Annotated in this window: 25 protein-coding genes; 3 read left to right on the top strand and 22 right to left on the bottom strand. The window is 46.5% G+C overall.

The features are described 5' to 3' along the window. Nucleotides 1-234 precede the first annotated feature (234 nt). Both AOT13_RS03820 and AOT13_RS03815 read left to right on the top strand, forming a co-directional pair. Nucleotides 235-531, top strand: coding sequence for a transposase (locus AOT13_RS03820; RefSeq protein ID WP_042384281.1), 297 nt, complete (start codon nt 235-237; stop codon nt 529-531). An 8-nt stretch (nt 532-539) separates the two neighbouring features. Further along, the gene (locus AOT13_RS03815) at nt 540-1,421 is read left to right on the top strand and encodes an IS3 family transposase (RefSeq protein ID WP_042384282.1); all 882 of its coding nucleotides are present in this window, start codon (nt 540-542) and stop codon (nt 1,419-1,421) included. A 59-nt stretch (nt 1,422-1,480) separates the two neighbouring features. Here AOT13_RS03815 and AOT13_RS03810 read toward each other — a convergent pair whose 3' ends face one another. From AOT13_RS03810 to prfA, 21 genes are all read right to left on the bottom strand, one after another. After that, entirely contained in the window at nt 1,481-1,882 is a 402-nt protein-coding gene (locus AOT13_RS03810; protein ID WP_003253631.1) for a F0F1 ATP synthase subunit epsilon, read from the bottom strand. 25 nt (nt 1,883-1,907) lie between these two features. Further along, nucleotides 1,908-3,329: a F0F1 ATP synthase subunit beta gene (gene atpD, locus AOT13_RS03805; protein ID WP_003253633.1), complete on the bottom strand. Its 1,422-nt coding sequence runs from the start codon at nt 3,327-3,329 to the stop codon at nt 1,908-1,910. A 61-nt stretch (nt 3,330-3,390) separates the two neighbouring features. Further along, nucleotides 3,391-4,248, bottom strand: a complete 858-nt coding sequence (locus AOT13_RS03800; protein WP_003253634.1) for a F0F1 ATP synthase subunit gamma — start codon at nt 4,246-4,248, stop codon at nt 3,391-3,393. Between the two features lie 79 nt (nt 4,249-4,327). Then, nucleotides 4,328-5,836: a F0F1 ATP synthase subunit alpha gene (gene atpA / locus AOT13_RS03795; RefSeq protein ID WP_003253636.1), complete on the bottom strand. Its 1,509-nt coding sequence runs from the start codon at nt 5,834-5,836 to the stop codon at nt 4,328-4,330. A gap of 24 nt (nt 5,837-5,860) precedes the next feature. Beyond that, nucleotides 5,861-6,397 carry a F0F1 ATP synthase subunit delta gene (locus AOT13_RS03790; RefSeq protein WP_003253638.1) on the bottom strand — a complete coding sequence of 179 codons (537 nt, stop codon included), beginning with the start codon at nt 6,395-6,397 and terminating at the stop codon, nt 5,861-5,863. Beyond that, nucleotides 6,394-6,912: a F0F1 ATP synthase subunit B gene (gene atpF, locus AOT13_RS03785; RefSeq protein ID WP_003253641.1), complete on the bottom strand. Its 519-nt coding sequence runs from the start codon at nt 6,910-6,912 to the stop codon at nt 6,394-6,396. Before atpF ends, AOT13_RS03790 begins: the two co-directional genes overlap by 4 nt. A gap of 190 nt (nt 6,913-7,102) precedes the next feature. Continuing rightward, on the bottom strand, nt 7,103-7,315 hold the full coding sequence (atpE, locus tag AOT13_RS03780; protein WP_003253662.1) for a F0F1 ATP synthase subunit C: 213 nt from the start codon (nt 7,313-7,315) through the stop codon (nt 7,103-7,105). 61 nt (nt 7,316-7,376) lie between these two features. Beyond that, the gene (atpB, locus tag AOT13_RS03775) at nt 7,377-8,087 is read right to left on the bottom strand and encodes a F0F1 ATP synthase subunit A (RefSeq protein WP_013401838.1); all 711 of its coding nucleotides are present in this window, start codon (nt 8,085-8,087) and stop codon (nt 7,377-7,379) included. Further along, nucleotides 8,087-8,467 carry an ATP synthase subunit I gene (locus tag AOT13_RS03770; protein WP_013877664.1) on the bottom strand — a complete coding sequence of 127 codons (381 nt, stop codon included), beginning with the start codon at nt 8,465-8,467 and terminating at the stop codon, nt 8,087-8,089. Before AOT13_RS03770 ends, atpB begins: the two co-directional genes overlap by 1 nt. 6 nt (nt 8,468-8,473) lie before the next feature. Beyond that, nucleotides 8,474-8,695 (bottom strand): AtpZ/AtpI family protein, encoded by a 222-nt coding sequence (locus AOT13_RS03765; protein WP_003253668.1) that lies wholly within the window; start codon nt 8,693-8,695, stop codon nt 8,474-8,476. 303 nt (nt 8,696-8,998) lie between these two features. After that, nucleotides 8,999-9,628, bottom strand: coding sequence for a uracil phosphoribosyltransferase (gene upp, locus AOT13_RS03760; protein ID WP_003253670.1), 630 nt, complete (start codon nt 9,626-9,628; stop codon nt 8,999-9,001). 124 nt (nt 9,629-9,752) lie between these two features. After that, nucleotides 9,753-10,988 carry a serine hydroxymethyltransferase gene (gene glyA, locus AOT13_RS03755; RefSeq protein ID WP_041269424.1) on the bottom strand — a complete coding sequence of 412 codons (1,236 nt, stop codon included), beginning with the start codon at nt 10,986-10,988 and terminating at the stop codon, nt 9,753-9,755. Nucleotides 10,989-11,080: 92 nt separating this feature from the next. Next, nucleotides 11,081-11,659: a TIGR01440 family protein gene (locus tag AOT13_RS03750; RefSeq protein ID WP_042384287.1), complete on the bottom strand. Its 579-nt coding sequence runs from the start codon at nt 11,657-11,659 to the stop codon at nt 11,081-11,083. Between the two features lie 17 nt (nt 11,660-11,676). Further along, nucleotides 11,677-12,120, bottom strand: a complete 444-nt coding sequence (gene rpiB / locus AOT13_RS03745; RefSeq protein WP_003253675.1) for a ribose 5-phosphate isomerase B — start codon at nt 12,118-12,120, stop codon at nt 11,677-11,679. 93 nt (nt 12,121-12,213) lie between these two features. Then, nucleotides 12,214-13,509 (bottom strand): methyl-accepting chemotaxis protein, encoded by a 1,296-nt coding sequence (locus AOT13_RS03740; protein WP_003253677.1) that lies wholly within the window; start codon nt 13,507-13,509, stop codon nt 12,214-12,216. Continuing rightward, complete coding sequence (locus tag AOT13_RS03735) at nt 13,478-13,954, bottom strand: low molecular weight protein arginine phosphatase (RefSeq protein ID WP_003253679.1); 477 nt, start codon at nt 13,952-13,954, stop codon at nt 13,478-13,480. Before AOT13_RS03735 ends, AOT13_RS03740 begins: the two co-directional genes overlap by 32 nt. A 216-nt stretch (nt 13,955-14,170) precedes the next feature. Next, a complete protein-coding gene (locus AOT13_RS03730; RefSeq protein WP_013401841.1) occupies nt 14,171-14,725 on the bottom strand; it encodes a manganese efflux pump MntP in 555 nt (184 codons plus the stop codon). A gap of 64 nt (nt 14,726-14,789) precedes the next feature. Beyond that, the gene (locus AOT13_RS03725) at nt 14,790-15,836 is read right to left on the bottom strand and encodes an L-threonylcarbamoyladenylate synthase (protein WP_003253682.1); all 1,047 of its coding nucleotides are present in this window, start codon (nt 15,834-15,836) and stop codon (nt 14,790-14,792) included. Between the two features lie 202 nt (nt 15,837-16,038). Further along, a complete protein-coding gene (gene spoIIR / locus AOT13_RS03720) occupies nt 16,039-16,773 on the bottom strand; it encodes a stage II sporulation protein R (RefSeq protein WP_003253684.1) in 735 nt (244 codons plus the stop codon). Nucleotides 16,774-16,870: 97 nt separating this feature from the next. Next, the gene (gene prmC, locus AOT13_RS03715; RefSeq protein ID WP_042384289.1) at nt 16,871-17,737 is read right to left on the bottom strand and encodes a peptide chain release factor N(5)-glutamine methyltransferase; all 867 of its coding nucleotides are present in this window, start codon (nt 17,735-17,737) and stop codon (nt 16,871-16,873) included. Beyond that, nucleotides 17,727-18,803 carry a peptide chain release factor 1 gene (gene prfA, locus AOT13_RS03710; RefSeq protein ID WP_003253689.1) on the bottom strand — a complete coding sequence of 359 codons (1,077 nt, stop codon included), beginning with the start codon at nt 18,801-18,803 and terminating at the stop codon, nt 17,727-17,729. The genes prmC and prfA overlap by 11 nt, the downstream gene beginning before the upstream one ends. Before the next feature lie 275 nt (nt 18,804-19,078). On the opposite strand from prfA, the gene adhP reads away from it, so the two are divergent. Beyond that, entirely contained in the window at nt 19,079-20,101 is a 1,023-nt protein-coding gene (gene adhP, locus AOT13_RS03700) for an alcohol dehydrogenase AdhP (protein ID WP_003253691.1), read from the top strand. A 32-nt stretch (nt 20,102-20,133) separates the two neighbouring features. Here adhP and AOT13_RS03695 read toward each other — a convergent pair whose 3' ends face one another. Further along, nucleotides 20,134-21,585 (bottom strand): sigma-54-dependent transcriptional regulator, encoded by a 1,452-nt coding sequence (locus AOT13_RS03695; RefSeq protein WP_013401843.1) that lies wholly within the window; start codon nt 21,583-21,585, stop codon nt 20,134-20,136. Nucleotides 21,586-21,590 lie beyond the last annotated feature (5 nt).

Here is a 21,590-nt window from a genome sequence, read left to right as displayed (position 1 = left end):
CACCATTATAACATTTATATCCAGAAATGTCGACAGAACCTCAAATTTTACTTATAACGATAGTGGCAACCAGTGAAATCGAGACTGAAGCCGCCTCATCTCCCACTTATAGAAGTGGGAGCCTTCTCGGTTCCATTTGATAAAAAAAAGACGGGAGCATTTTGATATGATCCCCTTATAGTAGACAGAAAAAAGAAAGCCAATTAATCTGTCTACTATGGAGGGGATTTTTCTATGGGAAAAATACGAAAAACATATGATGCAAAATTTAAAAAGAAAGCGGTGGATTTATATTTAAAAGAGGGCTTGGGATACGAAACGGTGGCGAAAGAATTGGGTATTAGTCATTCCATGGTACGTCGATGGGTGAAACGCTATGAACAGGAAGGAATACAAGGTCTGGAGGAAAAACGGGGCAAAGCGAAAGGACCAAATAAAGGAAGACCGAGAACTCGTCCGGAAGATCCTGAAACGAAAATCAAGCGTCTTGAGGCGGAAGTAGAGATGCTAAAAAAGCTCTTAAAGAGGTGAAAGGGGGAATGGAAGCAGTACCAACTCACAAGAAGTTCGCGATCATTCAAGAAATGGTCGGGTGTTATGGTTCGATTCAACTATTATGTGAGATAGCAGGCGTATCTCGAAGCGGATATTACAAGTGGGTAAAACGACAGGAACGCCCTTCTCAGAAGCAATTAGAAGACGAGCAGCTAAAGGAAAAAATCAAAGAGTGCCAAGAAGAAGTGAAAGGAATCTATGGGTATCGGAGAGTCAAAGTTTGGCTGAAACGGAAACACAAACTGGATATCAACCATAAACGAGTACAAAGGCTGATGAGGGAGATGGGAATCCGGGCGGTGATTCGGAAGAAACGGCCTTATTACGGAAAGAAAGAGCCTTATGTGATTTCGGACAATCATCTAAACCGAGATTTCCACGCGTCAAAGCCAAACGAGAAGTGGGTTACAGATATTACCTATTTAATTTTTCATGGGCAAAAGCTCTATTTGTCCGCTATTAAAGACCTATACAATAATGAAATCGTGGCTTATCATATCAGCGAAAGAAATGACATCAAACTGGTCATCGACACGCTAAAAAAGGCCATAAAAAAACGGAATGTAAATGGACTCCTCCTCCATAGTGATCAGGGGTTCCAGTATACATCCCGCCAATACAACAACTTACTAAAAAGATACAATATAAAGGCCAGTATGTCCAGAAAAGGAAACTGCTTGGACAATGCCTGCATGGAAAACTTCTTCAGCCATTTCAAGGCAGAGTGTTTTCATCTGTACTCATTCCGCACGGCCGAAGAAGTGAAGGATGCCGTACACAAATATATTCGTTTTTATAACCATCAACGTTTTCAAAAGAAATTAAATAACCTGAGTCCTTATGAATATAGGACTCAGGCTACTTAAATGTGCTTTTTTATTTCTGTCTACTTGACAGGGGTCACTTCATTTATCCTCCCGTCTTTTTATTTCATGTTCGCCACGTTTAAGCGGTTGATCGCGCGTTTCAATGCCAATTCCGCGCGCTTAAAGTCGATATCATCCTGTTTGCTTTGCAGCCGGCGTTCCGCGCGTTCTTTTGCCGCTTGCGCACGGGCGACATCAATATCTTCCGCTCTTTCCGCCGCTTGCGCCAAAATCGTCACTTTGTCAGGGCGGACTTCCATAAATCCGCCGCTGACTGCGATATATTCTGTTTTTCCGCCTTGTTTCAGGCGGACTGCGCTGATTTCAAGCGGAGCAACAAGCGGAATATGTCCCGCCAAAACGCCAAGCTCTCCGCTTTTCGCTTTCGTGCTCACCATTTCTACGTCCGCTTCATACACCGGGCCATCAGGAGTAACGACACTGACTTTGATTGTTTTCATCATCAAATCCTCCTATGTCCCTCCATTAAACTTCTACGCCCATTTGCTTCGCTTTTTCCACAACTTCTTCAATGCGCCCTACTAAGCGGAAAGCATCTTCTGGCAGATGGTCATATTTTCCTTCCAAAATTTCTTTGAAGCCGCGCACCGTTTCTTTCACCGGCACGTAAGAACCAGGTTGGCCTGTAAACTGCTCCGCGACGTGGAAGTTTTGCGATAAGAAGAATTGAATGCGGCGAGCGCGATGAACAACGAGTTTATCTTCATCGGATAGCTCATCCATACCGAGAATTGCGATAATATCTTGCAATTCTCTATAACGTTGCAACGTTTGTTGCACTTTGCGCGCTACTTGGTAATGCTCTTCGCCGACGATTTCAGGCGCAAGTGCGCGAGATGTGGACGCGAGCGGATCCACTGCCGGATAAATACCCATTTCCGCCAGTTTCCGTTCCAAGTTCGTCGTTGCGTCCAAGTGCGAGAACGTTGTCGCCGGCGCTGGGTCTGTGTAGTCGTCCGCTGGTACGTAAATCGCTTGAATCGATGTGATAGAACCAGTCGATGTAGAAGTAATCCGTTCTTGTAATTGCCCCATTTCTGTCGCAAGTGTCGGTTGATAACCTACAGCAGAAGGCATGCGGCCTAATAGCGCCGAAACCTCTGAACCAGCTTGCGTGAAACGGAAAATGTTGTCGATAAAGAGCAACACGTCTTGCCCTTGCTCATCGCGGAAATATTCCGCCATCGTCAACCCTGTCAACGCTACGCGCATCCGTGCACCAGGCGGCTCGTTCATTTGCCCGAATACCATCGCCGTTTTGCTGATAACGCCGGAATCTTTCATTTCATGGTACAAGTCGTTTCCTTCACGAGTGCGTTCGCCAACGCCAGCGAATACGGAAATACCACCGTGTTCTTGCGCAATGTTGTGAATAAGCTCTTGGATTAAGACCGTTTTTCCTACACCTGCACCGCCGAACAGACCGATTTTTCCACCCTTAATATATGGAGCGAGCAAGTCAACGACTTTAATTCCTGTTTCCAAAATTTCCACTTCTGTTGCAAGCTCTTCAAATTTCGGCGCTGGGCGATGGATTGGGTCGCGACGCGCATCAGCCGGGATTTCCCCTTGCAGGTCGATCGGTTCCCCTAACACGTTGAATACGCGACCAAGGGTGATCTCTCCGACCGGAACAGAAATTGGTGCACCTGTGTCAATGACTTCCATTCCGCGAATAAGACCGTCTGTCGAGGCCATTGCAATCGTACGGACCGTATCGTCGCCAAGATGAAGCGCTACTTCCAATGTCAAGTCAATGTCGACTTCGTTTTCATTGCGCGCTTTATGTTGAATTTTCAAAGCGTTGTAGATCGCAGGAAGATGCCCGTTTTCGAACTTAACGTCTACAACCGGACCCATAACTTGAATAACGCGTCCTTTTGTCATCGTTTTCCCTCCTAACTTGCTAGTTGAACATCAGTACTTCATTGCCACTTCCGCTCTACCGCTATTGTAACGCGTTTGCTCCCGCTACGATTTCCGTGATTTCTTGGGTAATCGCCGCTTGGCGAGCGCGGTTGTAGGAAAGGGTAAGCGTACGAATAAGTTCATTCGCGTTGTCCGTCGCGTTTTTCATCGCCGTCATCCGCGCCGCGTGCTCGCTCGCTTTCGCATCTAACAGCGCACCGTAAATAAGGCTTTCCGCATATTGCGGCAAAAGCACATCTAAAATTTCTTCTTGGGAAGGTTCAAATTCATATGTTGTCCGTTGTTTGTTATCGACTAAATCCGTTAGCGGCAACAATTTTCTTTCCGTCACTTCTTGCTGGATCGTATTGACGTAATGGTTGTAGTACATATACAGCTCGTCGAACGTACCGTCAGTAAACAAGCCGACCGCCTTGTTCGCGATTTCTTTAATATCAGCAAAAGACGGCTGGTCCGGCAGCCCGGCAATATTTAAAACAACCGGGAAATTTCTTTTTTTGAAAAAGTTTAACCCGATACGTCCAATAACAATAATCGCATATTCATCCGGCGACTGATGGCGTCTTTGAATCGTTTGGTACACAGTGCGGAGAATATTGCTGTTATACGCCCCCGCTAAACCGCGGTCAGAGGTAATTACTAAATAACCCGTCTTTTTGACAGGGCGCGTCACCAGCATTGGATGTGTCGCATTACCGGCGCCAAGGGCGATGTTCGCAACCACTTCTTGCATTTTCTCCATATATGGAACAAACGATTTTGCGTTCATTTCCGCTTGGTTTAATTTCGCAACCGAGACCATCTCCATCGCCTTTGTAATTTGGCTCGTCTTCTTCGTCGCGTTGATGCGCTTCTTAATGTCGCGTAAGGACGCCAAAGGTTTCACCACCTTTTTTCTGGACAAAATCTAAGAGTAGAGGGGAACAGAAGCTGTCACCCTTCTGTTCCGCCCTCCTTTATTGGGAAACGACAAACGTTTTCTTGAACGCTTCGATCGCTTTGTTGAGATCTTCTTCATTTGGAAGATCTTTTGTTGTGCGAATATGTTCAAGCAAGTGCTGGCCGTTTTGGTCGAGCCATACGAAGAACTCTTTCTCAAAGCGGCGGATATCTTCAACCGGAATGTCGTCTAAGAAACCGCGGGTAAGCGCGTAAATGATCGCCACTTGTTTTTCGACAGGAATTGGCGCATGCAAATCTTGTTTTAGCACTTCCACCGTGCGGGCACCGCGTGCGAGCTTCGCCTGTGTCGCTTTATCAAGGTCTGAACCGAACTGTGCGAACGCCTCAAGTTCACGATACGCCGCTAAGTCCAAGCGAAGCGTACCTGATACTTTTTTCATCGCTTTAATTTGTGCCGCGCCACCGACGCGGGATACGGAAAGACCAGCATTGATCGCTGGACGGACGCCGGAGAAGAATAAGTCGGATTGCAAGAAAATTTGTCCGTCTGTAATGGAGATGACGTTTGTCGGAATGTAAGCGGAAATGTCGCCAGCTTGTGTTTCAACGAACGGAAGCGCCGTTAACGAACCGCCACCTTTAGCATCGCTTAGTTTTGCCGCGCGCTCTAACAGACGAGAGTGCAAGTAGAAGATATCCCCAGGATATGCTTCACGGCCTGGCGGACGGCGAAGCAAGAGCGACAATTCGCGGTAAGCTGCCGCTTGTTTCGACAAGTCGTCGTAAACGACAAGCACGTGCTGACCTTTATACATGAAATATTCACCCATCGCCACACCGGCATATGGCGCAAGGAACAACAATGGCGCTGGTTGCGATGCGGATGCCGTCACAACAATGGTATAATCTAGCGCTCCGTGTTTCCGCAATGTTTCGACAACCGAGCGGACCGTTGATTCTTTTTGCCCGATTGCCACGTAAATACAAATCATGTTCTGATCTTTTTGGTTGATGATCGTGTCAATTGCGACCGCCGTTTTTCCTGTTTGGCGGTCCCCGATGATGAGCTCACGCTGGCCGCGGCCGATCGGCACCAACGCGTCAATCGCTTTAATCCCCGTTTGCAGCGGTTCATGAACCGATTTCCGGTCCATAACGCCTGGCGCTCGGCTTTCAATTGGGCGAGTTTCCGTCGTTTCGATTGGACCTAAACCGTCAACCGGCTGTCCTAAAGGGTTAACGACACGGCCGATTAACGCTTCACCGACAGGTACTTCCATAATCCGTCCTGTGCGGCGCACTTCGTCGCCTTCTTTAATTCCAGTATATGGACCTAAAATAACGATACCGACGTTGTTTTCTTCCAAGTTTAACGCCATTCCCATAACGCCGTTAGAAAATTCGACAAGTTCCCCTGCCATGACGTTGTCCAAGCCATGGGCGCGCGCGATACCGTCACCAACTTGAATGACCGTGCCGACATCGCTTATTTGGATTTCGGACTCGTAATTTTCGATTTGCTGCTTAATGAGCGCGCTTATTTCTTCCGCTCTGATGCTCATGCCTTTCACCCCTATCATCAAATCTTAGCCGATAAGCTGTCGTTGAATTTGTTTCAGTTTTCCGCTGATGCTGCCATCATAAATGCGGTTGCCGATACGCAACTTCACGCCGCCGATTAAGCTTGGATCGACGATATTTTCAATGCGAAGCGTCGTTTTGCCCATTTTTTTCGCAAACACATCCGAAAGTGCGCGTTTTTCCTCTTCCGTTAGCGGCCGAGCCGAATATGCAGTCGCCTCAGCGACGCCGCGCGCTTCGTTCACCAAATCAGTAAACTGCTGCGCCAGCTGCGGAACGATGTCAATGCGATGGCGTTCCAGCAAAAGCAACAATGTATTCCGCAATGGAGTTGACACCGATGCAAACGTTTCTTTGATTAACGCTTTTTTCTTTTCCAATGATAGTTTCGGATATGTCAATAGCGATAAAAATTGCTCATTTTCGGCAAGCGCTTGCCAAACGGCGCGAATTTCTTCCTCCATTTGCTCAAGAAGCTGCTTTTCCACGGCAATTTGAAAAAGAGCGAACGCATACCGCTTTGCTATGATTTCTTTATTCATCGTCCTTCTCCTACCTCTTGAATGTACTCACTAATCAGCTTCGCTTGATCTTGTTCGTTCAACTCTTTTTCAATCACTTTCGAAGCGATCAATACGGACAATGAAGCGACTTGCTCGCGCAACGCGGCCATCGCTTGCTCTTTTTCGCGTTCGATTTCTTTTTTCGCCGTTTCTTTCAAACGCTCTGCTTCCGCACGGGCAGACGCGATAATCTGCTCTTTTTGTTCCTCAGCAAGCTTGCGCGCGTTTTCGATGAGCTGCTGTGCTTCTTGGCGGGATTGTTTCATCAATTCACGCTGTTCTGCCAATAGCTTTTCCGCTTCTTGGCGATGTTTTTCCGCTTGATCGATTTCGTTTGCGATATGCTCCTCGCGCTGTTTCATTACGCCCATTAACGGACCAAGCGCGTATTTACGGAGCAACAACAATAATAGTAAAAACATAACTAACTGGAATAACATATCGCCGCCATTAAACCCATGGCCAGCAGCACCTAATGCCAAAAAGTTCGTCATTACAAGTTTCACTCCCTCTTCAAGAGTCGCCCATAAACCTATTTTTCCCGCCTGTTTCCATGGTTATCGTTATCGTTGATGAAATGAACATAAAGGAATGGCGAAGGTTCGCATGGAATGATCTTCGCCATCATGAACGATTTTGTTTATCTTATTGATTTTTACGTTGGTAAACAAGCGCTGCACAAAATTAGCGCCCTTGAACCATGAACGCAATAACAACCGCAATAATCGGAATCGCTTCAACTAACGCAACCCCGATAAACATCGTTGTTTGAAGCATACCGCGCGCCTCTGGCTGACGTGCGATTCCTTCTACTGTACGAGATACAATTAAACCGTTACCAATACCTGCACCAAGTGCAGCTAGACCAATTGCGATTGCTGCAGCTAATACACCCATTGAAAAGTCCTCCTTTTAGTATTTATAAATTTATTGAAGTTAATTTCTTATATATATAACATTAATGGTCATGACTCACCTTGTGCGCCATATAAACCATTGTTAACATAGTGAAAATGAATGCTTGAATGGCACCAACGAAAATACTGAACGCTTGCCAAGCGATCGTCGGGATGATCGCAGCGATCGTTCCGCCAACGCCAGTGGCCAATCCACTCGTCAATAAAGCGAGCAAAATTTCTCCAGCGTAAATGTTCCCGTAAAGACGCAAGCCCAACGTTAACGTGTTGGCAAACTCTTCAATGAGTTTAAGTGGGAATAAAATCCACATTGGACTGACAAAGCCTTTCGCATATTCGCCGAATCCCCGGAGTTTAATGCCGTAATAGTGCGTCAGCGCAACAACCATAATCGCCAACGTTAATGTGATAACAGGGTCTGCCGTCGGCGATTTCCACCATAGCTTGCCATCAACGACAATAGAGAATGGAAGACCGAGCATGTTCGCTACAAAAATATACATGATTAACGTGATGCCAAGCAAATGGAAGCGGCCTCCCGTTTTCCAGTCCATGTTGCTTTTGATGATTCCTTTGACAAAGTCGACGACCCATTCCAGGAAATTTTGCATTCCCGTCGGCTTCATAGAAAGATTGCGCGTAGCAGCAACGGCAATGATGAACACAATCACACATGTGACCGTTATCATCAAAACGTTGGCCAAGTTAAAGGTAAGCCCGAGAAATTCATATAAAGGTGCTTCATGATGCACTAGTAATCACCTCGCTTCCCTTCCTCATTATGTATGTGCAAGAAATAATGTATTATAATGACAAAATAAGGTGTCATTAACCCCACTACCATAGGCACAATGGAGAAATATTCGGGAAATCGCAACACAACCAAAGCGGCAAATGCCGCAAGCGCCATTCGCGAAACCATGCCCAGCGAGCGAACGCGCTTCCCTTCCGCCACCGCTCGTCCAAATTTTATTACGCGGCCGGCCAGCAGCCACACGCTATAAAATCCTATGAATGTTCCGAAAAGCAAGCTCAAAAATAATGTTTTATTCCCTGTCATTCCCCAGCCAGCTGCATATATAAAAAGGAAAAACAACGCGTATTTCCGCAAGTTTCGCATCATATGTTCCATCTTCTATTATTCTCCTGCAAAAAATTGGCGGATCGTTCGCAACATCGCAGTAATGCCTGCAGCAAGCCCGAGGAGGAGACCAATAATAAGAAAAAGAGGTTCCGAATCGAAACGGCGATCAAGCCATCTGCCGCCGAATATGCCAATTAAAACAGAACCAGCCAATTGAGAAGTAATAGCGGACATTAAGCCGAGCGCTCGGAAAGGGTAACGTTGGTTTTTCCCCATATCGTTATAATCCTCACATTCGCCAAAAACTATGTATATACTATGCTAAGTATACAATTCGCTTGAAAACCTTATCACATATCCCCTGTCAAGCATACAATACGATATGGTCAATGTCAATGTGTTTCACAAGAAAAACTACATTGTTACGAGAAAAATATTAATAATTTGTGAAATTTTTGTGAAATTTACTCATTTTTTTCTCACTAAATTAGTGTATAATGATATATTTACTCTTTTAGACATAATTTTATAAAAAAAAGACGGCATCATTCCGCAAAATGATCCGTCCTTAGAATGTGTTTATTTGGTGCCGAACAGGCGGTCGCCGGCATCCCCGAGCCCCGGGACGATATAGCCATGGTCATTAAGCTTTTCATCGAGCGCAGCAATATAAATATCGACATCCGGATGCGCTTTTTTCACCGCTTCGACGCCTTCCGGTGCGGCGATCAAACACATAAATTTAATGCTTTTTGCGCCGCGCTTTTTCAAGGCGTTAATCGCTTCGACCGCTGAGCCTCCCGTCGCAAGCATCGGGTCAACGACGATAAAATCGCGCTCTTCAACATCGGTTGGCAGCTTCACATAATATTCAACCGGCTTTAACGTTTCCGGGTCGCGGTACAAACCGATATGGCCAACTTTCGCGGCCGGAATCAATTTCAAAATGCCGTCGACCATTCCCATTCCCGCCCGCAAAATCGGAATGACGCCAAGTTTTTTGCCGGCGATTACTTTCGATTTTGCTTTGCTGACCGGCGTTTCAATTTCTACTTCTTCAAGCGGAAGATCACGCGTAATTTCAAACGCCATCAACGTCGCCACTTCTTCGACGAGTTCGCGGAACTCTTTCGTGCCGGTGTTTTTGTCGCGGATGTATGTCAGTTTATGTTGGATGAGTGGATGATCGAATACGTATACTTTTCCCATTTTGCACTCTCCTCTTTGTTACGGGTTACACTTCCATAAATTCTACCGAAAAATACGCATATATTCAACCGCAAACAAAAAAACACGCCTCTAAAGATAATCATCCTTTAGAGGCGCGTGTTCGTCAACGATATAGCGGAAATTTTTCCGTTAATGCCGCCACGCGTTTCCGCGCTTCTTCTAATTTTGCTTCATCTTCGTGATTGTTTAACACAAGGCTAATAATGCCCGCGATTTCGTCCATTTCTTCCAAGCCGAATCCACGCGTCGTCACCGCGGCGGTGCCGATGCGGATGCCGCTTGTCACAAACGGGCTCTCCGGATCGTACGGAATGGTGTTTTTATTCACGGTAATGCCGATTTCATCCAACAATTTTTCCGCCACTTTTCCAGTCAATCCTTGCGGGCGCAAGTCAATAAGCAACAAGTGGTTGTCCGTTCCGCCGGAAACGAGCGTAAAGCCCTCTTTTTTGAGCGCTTCCGCGAGCCGTTTCGCATTGTTGACAATGTTTTGCGCATACGTTTTAAAGCTGTCCTGCAACGCTTCGCCGAGCGCGACTGCTTTCGCCGCAATGACGTGCATGAGCGGCCCGCCTTGGATGCCTGGGAAAATCGCTTTGTCGATTTGTTTCGCAAATTCTTCTTTGCAAAGGATCATCCCGCCGCGCGGGCCGCGGAGCGTTTTGTGCGTCGTAGTCGTGACAAAGTGCGCATACGGCACCGGGTTCGGATGAAGACCTGCCGCAACAAGACCTGCAATATGCGCCATGTCTACCATCAAATACGCTCCTACCTCATCGGCGATTTCGCGGAAACGTTGGAAATCGATGATGCGCGGATAAGCGCTTGCCCCGGCTACAATCAGTTTCGGCTTATGTACGCGCGCTTTTTCAAGCACTTCATCATAATCAATCGTATGCGTTTCCGGATCGACGCCATATTCGACGAAATTATATTGAACGCCACTAAAGTTGACTGGGCTGCCGTGCGTCAAATGGCCGCCGTGCGACAAATTCATCCCAAGCACGGTATCGCCGTGCGACAACACAGTAAAATATACCGCCATGTTCGCCTGCGCGCCAGAATGCGGCTGTACGTTCGCATGCTCCGCTCCAAACAATTTTTTTGCCCGTTCACGCGCCAAATCTTCGACAACATCGACATATTCGCAACCGCCGTAATAGCGGCGACCCGGATATCCTTCAGCGTATTTATTCGTTAATACCGATCCTTGCGCTTCCATGACGGCACGGCTGACAAAGTTTTCCGATGCGATTAATTCGATTTTCGATTGCTGACGTTTCAATTCGTTTTGAATCGCTTCGAACACTTGCGGATCTTGTTGTGGCAAGTGATTCATCATTAGCTCCCCCTCGTTTCGAAATTAAGAATATTCTTTTTTATTTTACCAGCTTTTCACCGGTGGATTCAAAGAAAAAATGAACAAAATCATCAGGAAGTGCAAGAAGTATTCGGATTTTCTAAAGAATAGACTGCGCGAGCGCCGCCGATCAGTTTCGGTCTCGTTTTCGCCATTGTCACATGGGCATGGCCGACTTGTTTTAACGACACGCGGACGGGAACAGCAACATGCTTTAAATGCATGCCGATAAACGTATCACCGATATCGATGCCGGCATCGGCTTTGATGAATTCGACAACAACGGGATCGGCCATATGTCGGTAGGCGTAGGCGGCCAGGGCGCCGCCGGCAAATCGAACAGGAACAACCGAGACGATTTCAAGCTGGCGGGATACGGCGGTCTTTCTTTCAACGACAAGCGCGCGGTTCAAATGTTCACAGCATTGAAACGCCAGCTGCACCCCTGTTTCCTCATGCCATTTTTTCAATTCGTCGAACAGCATTTCGGCAACTTCCATCGATCCGGCCGTTCCGATTTTCTCGCCGATCACTTCGCTCGTGCTGCAGCCGACGACAAGAATATGCTCGGATGAAAGCGGAACTTGCTGGCGGAATTCGCGAATAATCGCCTGCCATTGCTGCTTCCATTGCGAAAGTGGAGAAACCATTTCCGCTCTTCCTCCCATTAATGTTCGGTTTCGTATTGCGTAATTTTTTCCACACGTTTGGCGTGGCGTCCGCCTTCAAACGCCGTCGTCAGCCACACTTCCGCGATTTCGCGCGCCAGCCCCGGTCCGATAACGCGCTCTCCCATCGCCAGTACGTTGCTGTCGTTATGCTGGCGCGTTAATCTGGCGCTATATACGTCATGGCAAAGCGCGCAACGGACGCCTTTAACTTTATTGGCCGCGATCGCCATGCCGATTCCCGTCCCGCAAATTAAAATGCCGCGATCCACTTCTCCGTTTGCCACTTTTTCCGCGACCGGAATCGCGTAATCGGGATAATCAACCGATGTTTCGCAGTCACACCCTAAATCGATATATTCGATTCCCAATTCGTCCATTAATTTTTTTATTTCTTCACGAATATGAATTCCTGCGTGATCAGACGCAATCGCCACTTTCATGTTTGTTGCCTCCTCGGTTTGGTCATATAGAAAAAAGATCGCCTTTCTATTCATTTTACATGTTTTCAATATAGAAGGCGATCTTTCTTAATTTTATTTTGCACCAATTTGGTCAATTGTTTCTTTTAATTTTTTCGCTTGTTCCGCCAATTCTTCCGCCAATTCGTTAACATGCTGAATAACGGAAGTTTGCTCTTGCGTCGCCGCCGTTACTTCCGTTGCCCCGGCCGACGTTTCTTCGGCGATCGCCGCCACTTCCTGCGACTGAATTGCCGCTTTTTCGATATGGGTCATTTGTTCTTTCACTAATTCGGCAATTTCTTGGACAGAACGGACAACCTCGTGAATCGATTGGGTCATTTCCGCAATTGCGTCATTCGTATCGGCGCCTTTCGCCGCCTCCTCATTCGCAGCTTTGACTTGCTCATGAATTTGCGCGACGACATGCGCGACTTCTTTTTGAATGTTTTGGATCAGCTCGGAAATTCCTTGCACCGCTTTCGCACTTTCATCGGCAAGCTTTCGGACCTCTTCCGCAACAACCGCGAAGCCTTTGCCATGCTCCCCGGCACGCGCCGCTTCGATAGAGGCGTTTAAAGCGAGCAAATTCGTTTGCCCGGCAATATCGCCAACAAGAGAGATGATGTTTTCCACTTCCTTTGCGTGCTGTTCCAGGCGCTGGACGGCAACTAAAGACGTTTGATTATTGCGCGCCAATTGTTCAATCCCGCCAACAAGCGAACTAATGACTTCACGGCTTTTATGCAATGTTGTCACCATTTCCTTCACTAATTGTTCGGACTGGTTCGCCTTTTGCTGCACTTGATTGGCAATGCGCAGCACATCATCCACCGACTCAGCGGCCGTTTGCATCGAAACAGCAGAGTCATTCGCGCCTTTAGAAATTTCTTCAATCGTATGGGCAATATCTTTCGAACGCTCTGCCGCAACGAGAGAGGCGTTTGTAATTTCGACGACTTTCTCATTCGTACGGGAAAAGTTATCTTCGATGTTTTGCACGATTGTCCGCAAACTTTGCAACATTTCATTGAAAGCAATTCCTAATGAGCGAATTTCATCATCTGATCTAGATAACGGAACGTCTTCGTTAATTTGTCCGCTTGCTGCTTTGATTGCCGCCTGTTCTAACCGGTGCAGCGGCTTTATGACAAATCCTGATGCCATATATGCAAGGATGCCTGACCAAATGATGCCGAGCAATAGCGTAATAATGGTAAACACGCTTTTATTGATCGCAGTGAAGAATAAATCATGCAAAACGTAAATAAAAAATGCGCTTGTAGAATACGTAATGATGGCTAATATTGTTGTAAACACAACAAGCTTCCGACGTATACTAAAGCGATATTTCCGTTTTGTCCTTTCCATTCTCTTCTCCCCCAAGTTTACGCGCAAGATGATCAATAAGTTTTTCTAGTTCATCTCTTGTCTTGCGATACGTTTCAATAGATCCGCCAAACGGATCGGATACATCCCCTTGTTTTCCGGAAACAAATTCTTTAAGTGTGAACGTTTTCTCTTTCGCGTCTGGAAACCTTTCAATGATAAGCTGCTTATGCCCGGCCGTCATCGCGAAAATATGTGTCGCCCACTCGACATCTTCCTTTTTTAACAGTGACGAGCGATGTTCCGTCTCAATCCCTTTTTCTTGCAAAACCGCTTTCGCGTGAAGCGAAGCATCGCTGCCTTCCGCGGCAAACACTCCCGCTGATTTCACCTCCACGCCCGGCAATTGCTTGCTGTGAAGCAGTGCGGCAGCCATCGGGCTGCGACAAGTGTTCCCCGTACAAACAAATAAAATACGATGCGACATACAAACACCTCTACTTCGCTCATTTACTCTATCATCCACCATGTATAAGTTAATTATAATAAAAATTACTAGCAAAATATAGCATTAAAAAACGATCGCAAAAAATTTATATTACTATGTTGCCTTTTTTCTGAGCGCTCAAACTTGGCGCTTCGTCTTTTTTCCTTATTAACCCCCGATTTCTGCCATCGCAAACTGGAAGCAGGAATCTCCCGCCTAAAACGAAAATAACAGCTTCAGCCCAAACACAAATAAAATGCTGCCGCCAAGCGCTTCGCTGTAAGCGCCAAGCCATTGTTGAAAATGGCGGCCCAGCATTAATCCTGTCCATGTCAATATCATGCTGACAAAACCGAACAATAAAATCGTCAGCAACGTTCGCGCCCCGTAAATGCCGAGACTAAGCCCAACGGAAAAACTGTCAAGACTCACGCTAAAAGCAAAAAAAATAAGTCCTATTCCCATCGGCGAAACAAATGAATCGCTTTCCTTTTTAAAGGATGTAACAATCATTTGCATTCCTAACAACAGCAGCAACACTCCGCCGATATAGGAAGCGATGCCGCCAAACTGGTGCGATAAAAAGCGGCCGGCGAAAATTCCTAAAAGCGGCATAACAATATGAAAAACGCCAATCGTTACGCCTATATAAAAAATTTGTTTGAATCGCAAGCGAAACAAGCCCATGCCTAACGCGACGGAAAAAGCGTCCATTCCTAGCGCGAACGCCATCATCGACAGCGCCACAAGCTCGCCGATGAACATGCCCATTGTATTTCCCTCCCCGGACTGGCCTTACTGTCAGCATATGCGCGTCCGGGAATATTTAGAAGGTTTATTTTTCCACAATCACTTGATGGCCCGCCGCTTTTCTGAGCCGGTTCATAATCGCGGCGCCGATTCCTTCCGCCGGAAACGATTCGCTATAAATGAAATCAACATCTGTTTCATCAAATTGGCGAAGCGTATCATATAAACGGCTCGCTACAGTGCGCAAATCATGGCGCGATCCGCACGTCAACACTACGTCAGCATCATAAAACAAGCAGTTTTCTTCCGTTGTCATTACCCCGACTTTTTTTCCAAGCGCCCGTTGCTGATTCACAAGCGTTTGCAAAAAAGCAGGTGATCCTTGGACGATCGCCATTGGCGATTTTGGAGCGTAATGTGTATATTTCATCCCCGGCGATTTCGGCGTTTGCCGTTCGTCCGTCAGCGCGCTGTCAACGGCAACGTTTCCAATTACCTGTTCAAGTGCTTCTTTTGTCACACCTCCGGGGCGCAAAATCGTCGGCACATCTGATGTGCAGTCAAGCACGGTCGATTCAACGCCAATACCTGTTTCCCCTCCATCAACAATGCCGACAATCCGTCCGTTTAAATCAGTGAATACATGCGCCGCTGTCGTCGGGCTCGGACGCCCTGATATATTGGCGCTCGGTGCAGCCAACGGCAATCCGCTTTCTTCGATAAGCGCAAGGGCGACCGGATGATCCGGCATGCGCACCGCTACAGTCGATAAGCCTGCTGTCACTTTGTCGGAAATGACGCCTTCTTTCTTTGGCAAAATGAGCGTAAGCGGACCTGGCCAAAAACGTTCGATCAACATGCCCGCTATGCGAGGAACGTCGGAAACAATCTCATCCAGCTGTTTCACATGTGCGATATGGACAATAAGCGGGTTGTCGCTTGGCCGGCCTTTTGCCGCAAAAATTTTTTCCACCGCCTTCGTATCTTTGGCGTTTGCTCCCAATCCGTACACTGTTTCCGTCGGGAATGCCACCACTTCACCAGCTTTAAGCCATTGCGCAGCCTCTTTGATCTGTGGATAAATAAACCGTTTATCAACAATATTATCCACAACCCAAATTTTTGTTTTCACTTTATTCACCCCAAATACTGTTGTTCCCTATTAGGAAAATGGCTTCGATAGACCAATAGTTTCCTTGAAGAATTATATCGCAAAAGGCAAAAAAGAAAAAATGTTCCACATATTTATTCACAAAATGTGGATAAATGTGTTATTTTAGTGGATAAGTCTGTGGATATTTTCATGAGTTTTGCACATTTATCCACAAAAACTATTATGGAATCCACCGGTCAATCAGTTCTTTCACGAAAAATTTAATTTCCACAGGCTGCTCGCTTTCTTCGACAAACGGAGGAACCTGCTCCGTTTCCGCTTCCTTCGCCGCGCTATCTTGTTTTTGCTGCTCGTCTATATTGGCTGTTCCGCCCTTCTCTTCACGTTCTTGCACATTCGCTTGACCCGTTCCCTTCTTCATAGCATATGGATGTTCGTCCATCTGCACCGCATCGCTATTTCCGAAATCAAGAAAGCAGAGCGGCGGAAATAAAACGCACCACCAATTCGCTCCTTTTCCATCGCCAAGCGTAATTAAAATGGCATCATAACGCCCGGCCGGATAAACGTAATCTCCGTAAATTTTTGTTGGAAAATCGACTTTTTCAAATTGCACTTTATACGATTGATCGCTATGTTCTTTCCGCAACACATCGGCTACGGTTTGTTCAATTTCGGGGAGATGGGAGCGAATCACGCGTTTCGCCTCTTGAAAAGAGGTTAAATCAGCTACCCATCCATTCATTTGCGCATTCACCGCATCGCGCACTTTTCGTTTCAACGCTTGATCTTCCGCGGAATCACTATTGGCCAAAATCCGCAGACGGATCGCTTCATCCGGAACGGCGACCGTCGCGTTCGCCCCCGCTTTCGTTTGCTGTCCATATACATTGACAAGCACGCCGAATATAAATAGCAATATATATAAAACAATGGCGATATTGTTTCTCTTCATTAGCCTGCACCGTCCTTCCCACTACCCATTGTGGACAGTGCAGACAAATTTTAAACTCTATAAATCTAAAAAAATAACTTCCAGTTGATGCTGGAAGTTATTTTCCTAATGTAGCATATACCATTCTGTCTTTTCCGTTAATGTCGAAAACAACTTCCACTTTTGCATGTGGAAACGTCTTTCGCAACATTGCCGCGACCGTCTCTCCCTGCCCGGCCCCCACTTCGAAGGCAACAAGCGCGCGTTCGCGCAACACGAACGGCAGCGCGCGGGTTAAGCTCCGGTAAAAATCAAGGCCGTCTTTGCCGCCGGCAAGCGCCCGCAGCGGTTCGTGATCTTTGACAACAGGGGAAAGCGAAGCAATTTCGTCTTCCGGAATATACGGCGGATTGGACACGACCACATCGACTTTGCGATTTGCCTCGATAAGCGGCTGCAATAAGTCGCCGCAAATAAACGCAACGTCTGCTCCAAAGCGCTTGGCGTTTTGTTCCGCCATTTGCAGCGCTTCCGCGGAAATATCAATAGCAGTGACGGAAAGTGCTGGATTTTCTAGCGCCAATGTTATCGCGATCGCCCCGCTTCCCGTGCCAACATCCACCACATCCACCGTTGTATTTCGCGGAAAAAGCTGTGTGATTCTCGTTAACACGCCTTCCACCAATTCCTCCGTCTCCGGGCGCGGAATAAGCACATCGCGGTTGACAAGAAACAGCCGGCCGTAAAATTGCTCAAAGCCGGTGAGATACTGCACCGGAACATGTTCATACGCGTGCTTGCAGATATCCTCTTCAAACAATTGGCGCGCGTTTTCATCGATCGGATCGCGCAGCCGCGCCAACAGTTGGGCTCTCGTGATTCGCAAATGGTGGCAGAGCAACAGCTCTGCGGCGCGTTCTTCTTTTCCATGCTGTTTTAAAAAAGAAGAAGCCCATGCAAGGACTTCGTAAATTTTACGACTCATTGTTCGCTTGCTCCAATTTTTTCGCTTGATCGTCTAAGATCAGCGCTTCAATAATCTCGTCAAGGCTGCCGTCCAACACTTGATCAAGCTTTTGAATCGTCAGCCCGATGCGGTGATCAGTCACGCGGTTTTGCGGAAAGTTATATGTGCGGATCCGCTCGGAACGATCCCCTGTTCCGACCGCTTGTTTACGCGTCTGATCATACTCCGCCCGCGCTTCTTGCTGGTATTTGTCATAAATGCGGGCACGCAAAACTTTCATCGCTTTTTCTTTGTTTTTTATTTGCGACTTTTCGTCTTGGCACGTCACGACGATTCCCGTCGGAATATGTGTCAAACGCACCGCCGACATCGTGGTGTTCACGCTTTGTCCGCCCGGCCCGCTTGAAGCGAATGTATCGACACGAATATCTTTTTCGTTGATTTCGACTTCGATTTCTTCCATTTCCGGCAAGCAGGCAACCGTTGCCGTCGACGTGTGGATGCGCCCGCCCGATTCCGTTTCCGGGACGCGCTGCACGCGATGTGCGCCGTTTTCGTATTTCAGCTTGGAATAGGCTCCCTTTCCATTGATCGTAAAAATAATTTCTTTATATCCACCCAATCCAGTCGGGCTCGCTTCGATAACTTCCGTCTTCCATCCTTGCGATTCCGCATAACGCGTATACATCCGGTACAAATCGCCGGCAAACAGCGCTGCTTCCTCGCCTCCCGCCGCCGCGCGGATTTCCATAATAACGTTTTTCTCATCATTCGGATCTTTTGGCAAAAGAAGAATTTTTAATTTATTGATAAGTTCTTCTTGACGTTGTTCTAATTCGTCAATCTCTTCTTTTACCATTTCCCGCATTTCCGGATCAAGCTTTTCTTCTAGCATCGCTTTGGCATCGTCAAGCTGCTTGCGGACGGATTTGTATTCGCGATATGTCTGCACCGTTTCTTCCAAATCCGACTGCTCTTTCGAATAGTCGCGCAGCTTTTTTGGATCATTGATCACTTCCGGATCCATCAGCAACTGATTTAATTTTTCATAACGCTCTTCTACCGCTTCCAGACGTTCAAACACGTTTTTCACCTCTGTTTTTCGATGCACAGTCTAATTTGTTATTATATCGCAAATAGATGAAACGGAAAAGTGCATATCACGAAAGAGTTCGGCAAACATGAAAATGTCCATATGACGAGAATTGGTAAAAAATCAGCAAAATTTCGTTCAATTTTAACGAAATTTCGGCAAAATGCGGATATTGGCCTTGGAAAAACCAGCTTTCCCTGTTGGCACGTTTTTTGCGATATAAATAGGCGAAACTCTATTTGGAAATTAAGAAAGGGGTTGGGAGAATGAAAGCGGCAGTTGTCAACGAGTTTAAACAAAAATTAGAAATTAAAGAGGTGGAAAAACCAAAGCTGAATTACGGAGAGGTGCTTGTTAAAATTGAGGCTTGCGGCGTTTGCCACACCGATTTGCATGCGGCGCACGGAGACTGGCCGGTCAAGCCAAAGCTTCCTTTGATTCCTGGACACGAAGGGGTAGGCATCGTCGTCGAGGTGGCAGAAGGGGTAAAATCGGTTAAAGTAGGAGACCGTGTCGGCATTCCATGGCTGTACTCCGCTTGCGGAGAATGTGAATATTGTTTGAGCGGGCAAGAAACGCTTTGTCCGCATCAATTAAATGGCGGATATTCTGCCGATGGAGGATATGCGGAATACTGCAAAGCGCCTGCCAATTATGTCGCAAAAATTCCGGAACACTTGGATCCGGTGGAAGTCGCGCCTATTCTTTGCGCGGGGGTAACGACATACAAAGCGCTAAAGGTATCTAACGCCAAACCGGGAGAATGGGTCGCCATTTACGGAATCGGAGGGTTAGGGCATATCGCCCTTCAATACGCGAAAGCAATGGGATTAAACGTCATCGCGGTCGATATTAGCGATGAAAAGATAGAGCTTGCGAAACAATTAGGCGCTGATATCGCCATCAATGGACTTAAAGAAGATCCTGTGGAAGCCATCCAGCAAAACGTGGGCGGAGCGCATGCCGCCATTAGCGTTGCCGTCACGAAAAAAGCGTTCGAACAAGCCTATCAATCCGTGAGACGCGGCGGATGCCTTGTTGTTGTCGGTCTGCCTAATGAAGACTTGCCAATTCCTATTTTCAACACAGTATTAAATGGAATAACGGTGAAAGGATCCATCGTCGGCACGAGAAAAGATATGCAAGAAGCGTTGGATTTCGCCGCGCGGGGAAAAGTGCGCCCGATCGTCGAAACCGCTCCATTGGAAAAAATCAATGAAGTATTTGAAAGAATGGAAAAAGGAAAAATTAACGGCCGAGTCGTTTTAACCATCGGTGTCAACCGTTAATGGAACAGACTAAAAGGGACTGCTTTTCCACTTTATTCTTTGGCAGCAGTCCCTTTTTCTTTCAATAAATAGCGAAGCTGGCGCACCGTAATGTTTAATCGTTCTGCCGCTTCTTTTTTATCTCCTAACGTTTCCTTTAGCGCTTTCAGGACGAAAAAGCGCCCGATCTGTGCTTCTAAATCTTTAACGGCATCGAAAACACGCGGAAGGTCAAGGCGCCGCTCGTTTTTTTCCCATAATGATAAAATATAGTTCGTCCAATTTGTTAAGTAAGATGGCAAATTCATTTCTTTCTCTTTCGTTTCATCGGACGGAACAGAAGGGATATTCGTTTCCGTTTTTATTTTTTCTGGAAGATAGTCGGGAGTGATGATCGTCGTTTCCCCTTCGGCCAACGTTACCGCTCTTTTAACTACGTTAAAAAGCTCTCTGACATTTCCCGGCCACCGATATTGTTTCATTTGCAAAATGGCATCATCGGAAAAAGAAAGCGCGCAATTCAATTTTTTTAAAAAATGTTCTACCAAAACAGGCAAATCCTCTATTCGTTCCCGCAAAGGAGGGATCGTTAATTTAACCACATCCAGCCGATACAATAAGTCTTCGCGAAACGTTTTCTCCTTCACCGCTTGGCTGAGATTGACATGAGAAGCAGCGATAATTCTCGCGTTTGTTCTACGGACGGTTTCGCCACCGACGCGAAGATACTCTCCCGTTTCCAGCACACGCAATAATTTTACTTGTGTCATTAAAGACGCTTCGCCGATTTCATCCAAAAATAATGTCCCTCTGTTCGCTATTTCAAAAATTCCTTTCTTTTCTTTCAACGCACCGGTAAACGCCCCTTTTTCATGACCAAACAATTCGCTCTCCAAGAGCGTTTCCGACAGCGCTCCGCAGTTAATTCCGATAAAAGGCTGATCATAGCGCATGCTCGCTTGATGAATAAAACGCGCCAGCAACTCTTTTCCCGTTCCGGTCTCTCCTTCAATTAACACGTTGACGTTTTTTTTCGCCACTTTATATGCCAGCTTGATTAAATCGTTCATTTCTTTATTCATCCCGACAACAAAACCGAGCGCTTCCGCCAGCTTATACATATCATGCTGCGATGCATGGAGTTTATTATCGAGCAATTCTTCAATCGTCTTCTCTAACTCATCAATATCGTCGAACGGCTTTTCAATATAATCACTTGCGCCATACTTAATTGCTTCCACCGCGGTCTTCACCGTGCTATATCCTGTCATAATAATCGCCTTGCACGATGGCTGGATGGCTTTTAACTGTTTTAATAGCTCCAGCCCGTTTGTATCCGGCAATTTAACATCGATCAAGGCAAGATCAAATGAATATTGCTGAATGAATGCCGAAAAGTCTTTTCCATTCGACCCCAGCTTGACACAATATCCTTTTCCTTCTAACAAATGAAGAAAAAACGTGCATACTTCCCGTTCATCGTCAATAATTAACACATTGGGCATGTTAT

Origin of the sequence: Parageobacillus thermoglucosidasius, assembly GCF_001295365.1 — a bacterium.
GTDB classification, from domain to species: domain Bacteria; phylum Bacillota; class Bacilli; order Bacillales; family Anoxybacillaceae; genus Parageobacillus; species Parageobacillus thermoglucosidasius.
Note: the sequence above shows the minus strand (reverse complement) of the source record. Positions and strands in the feature narration are given on the sequence as shown.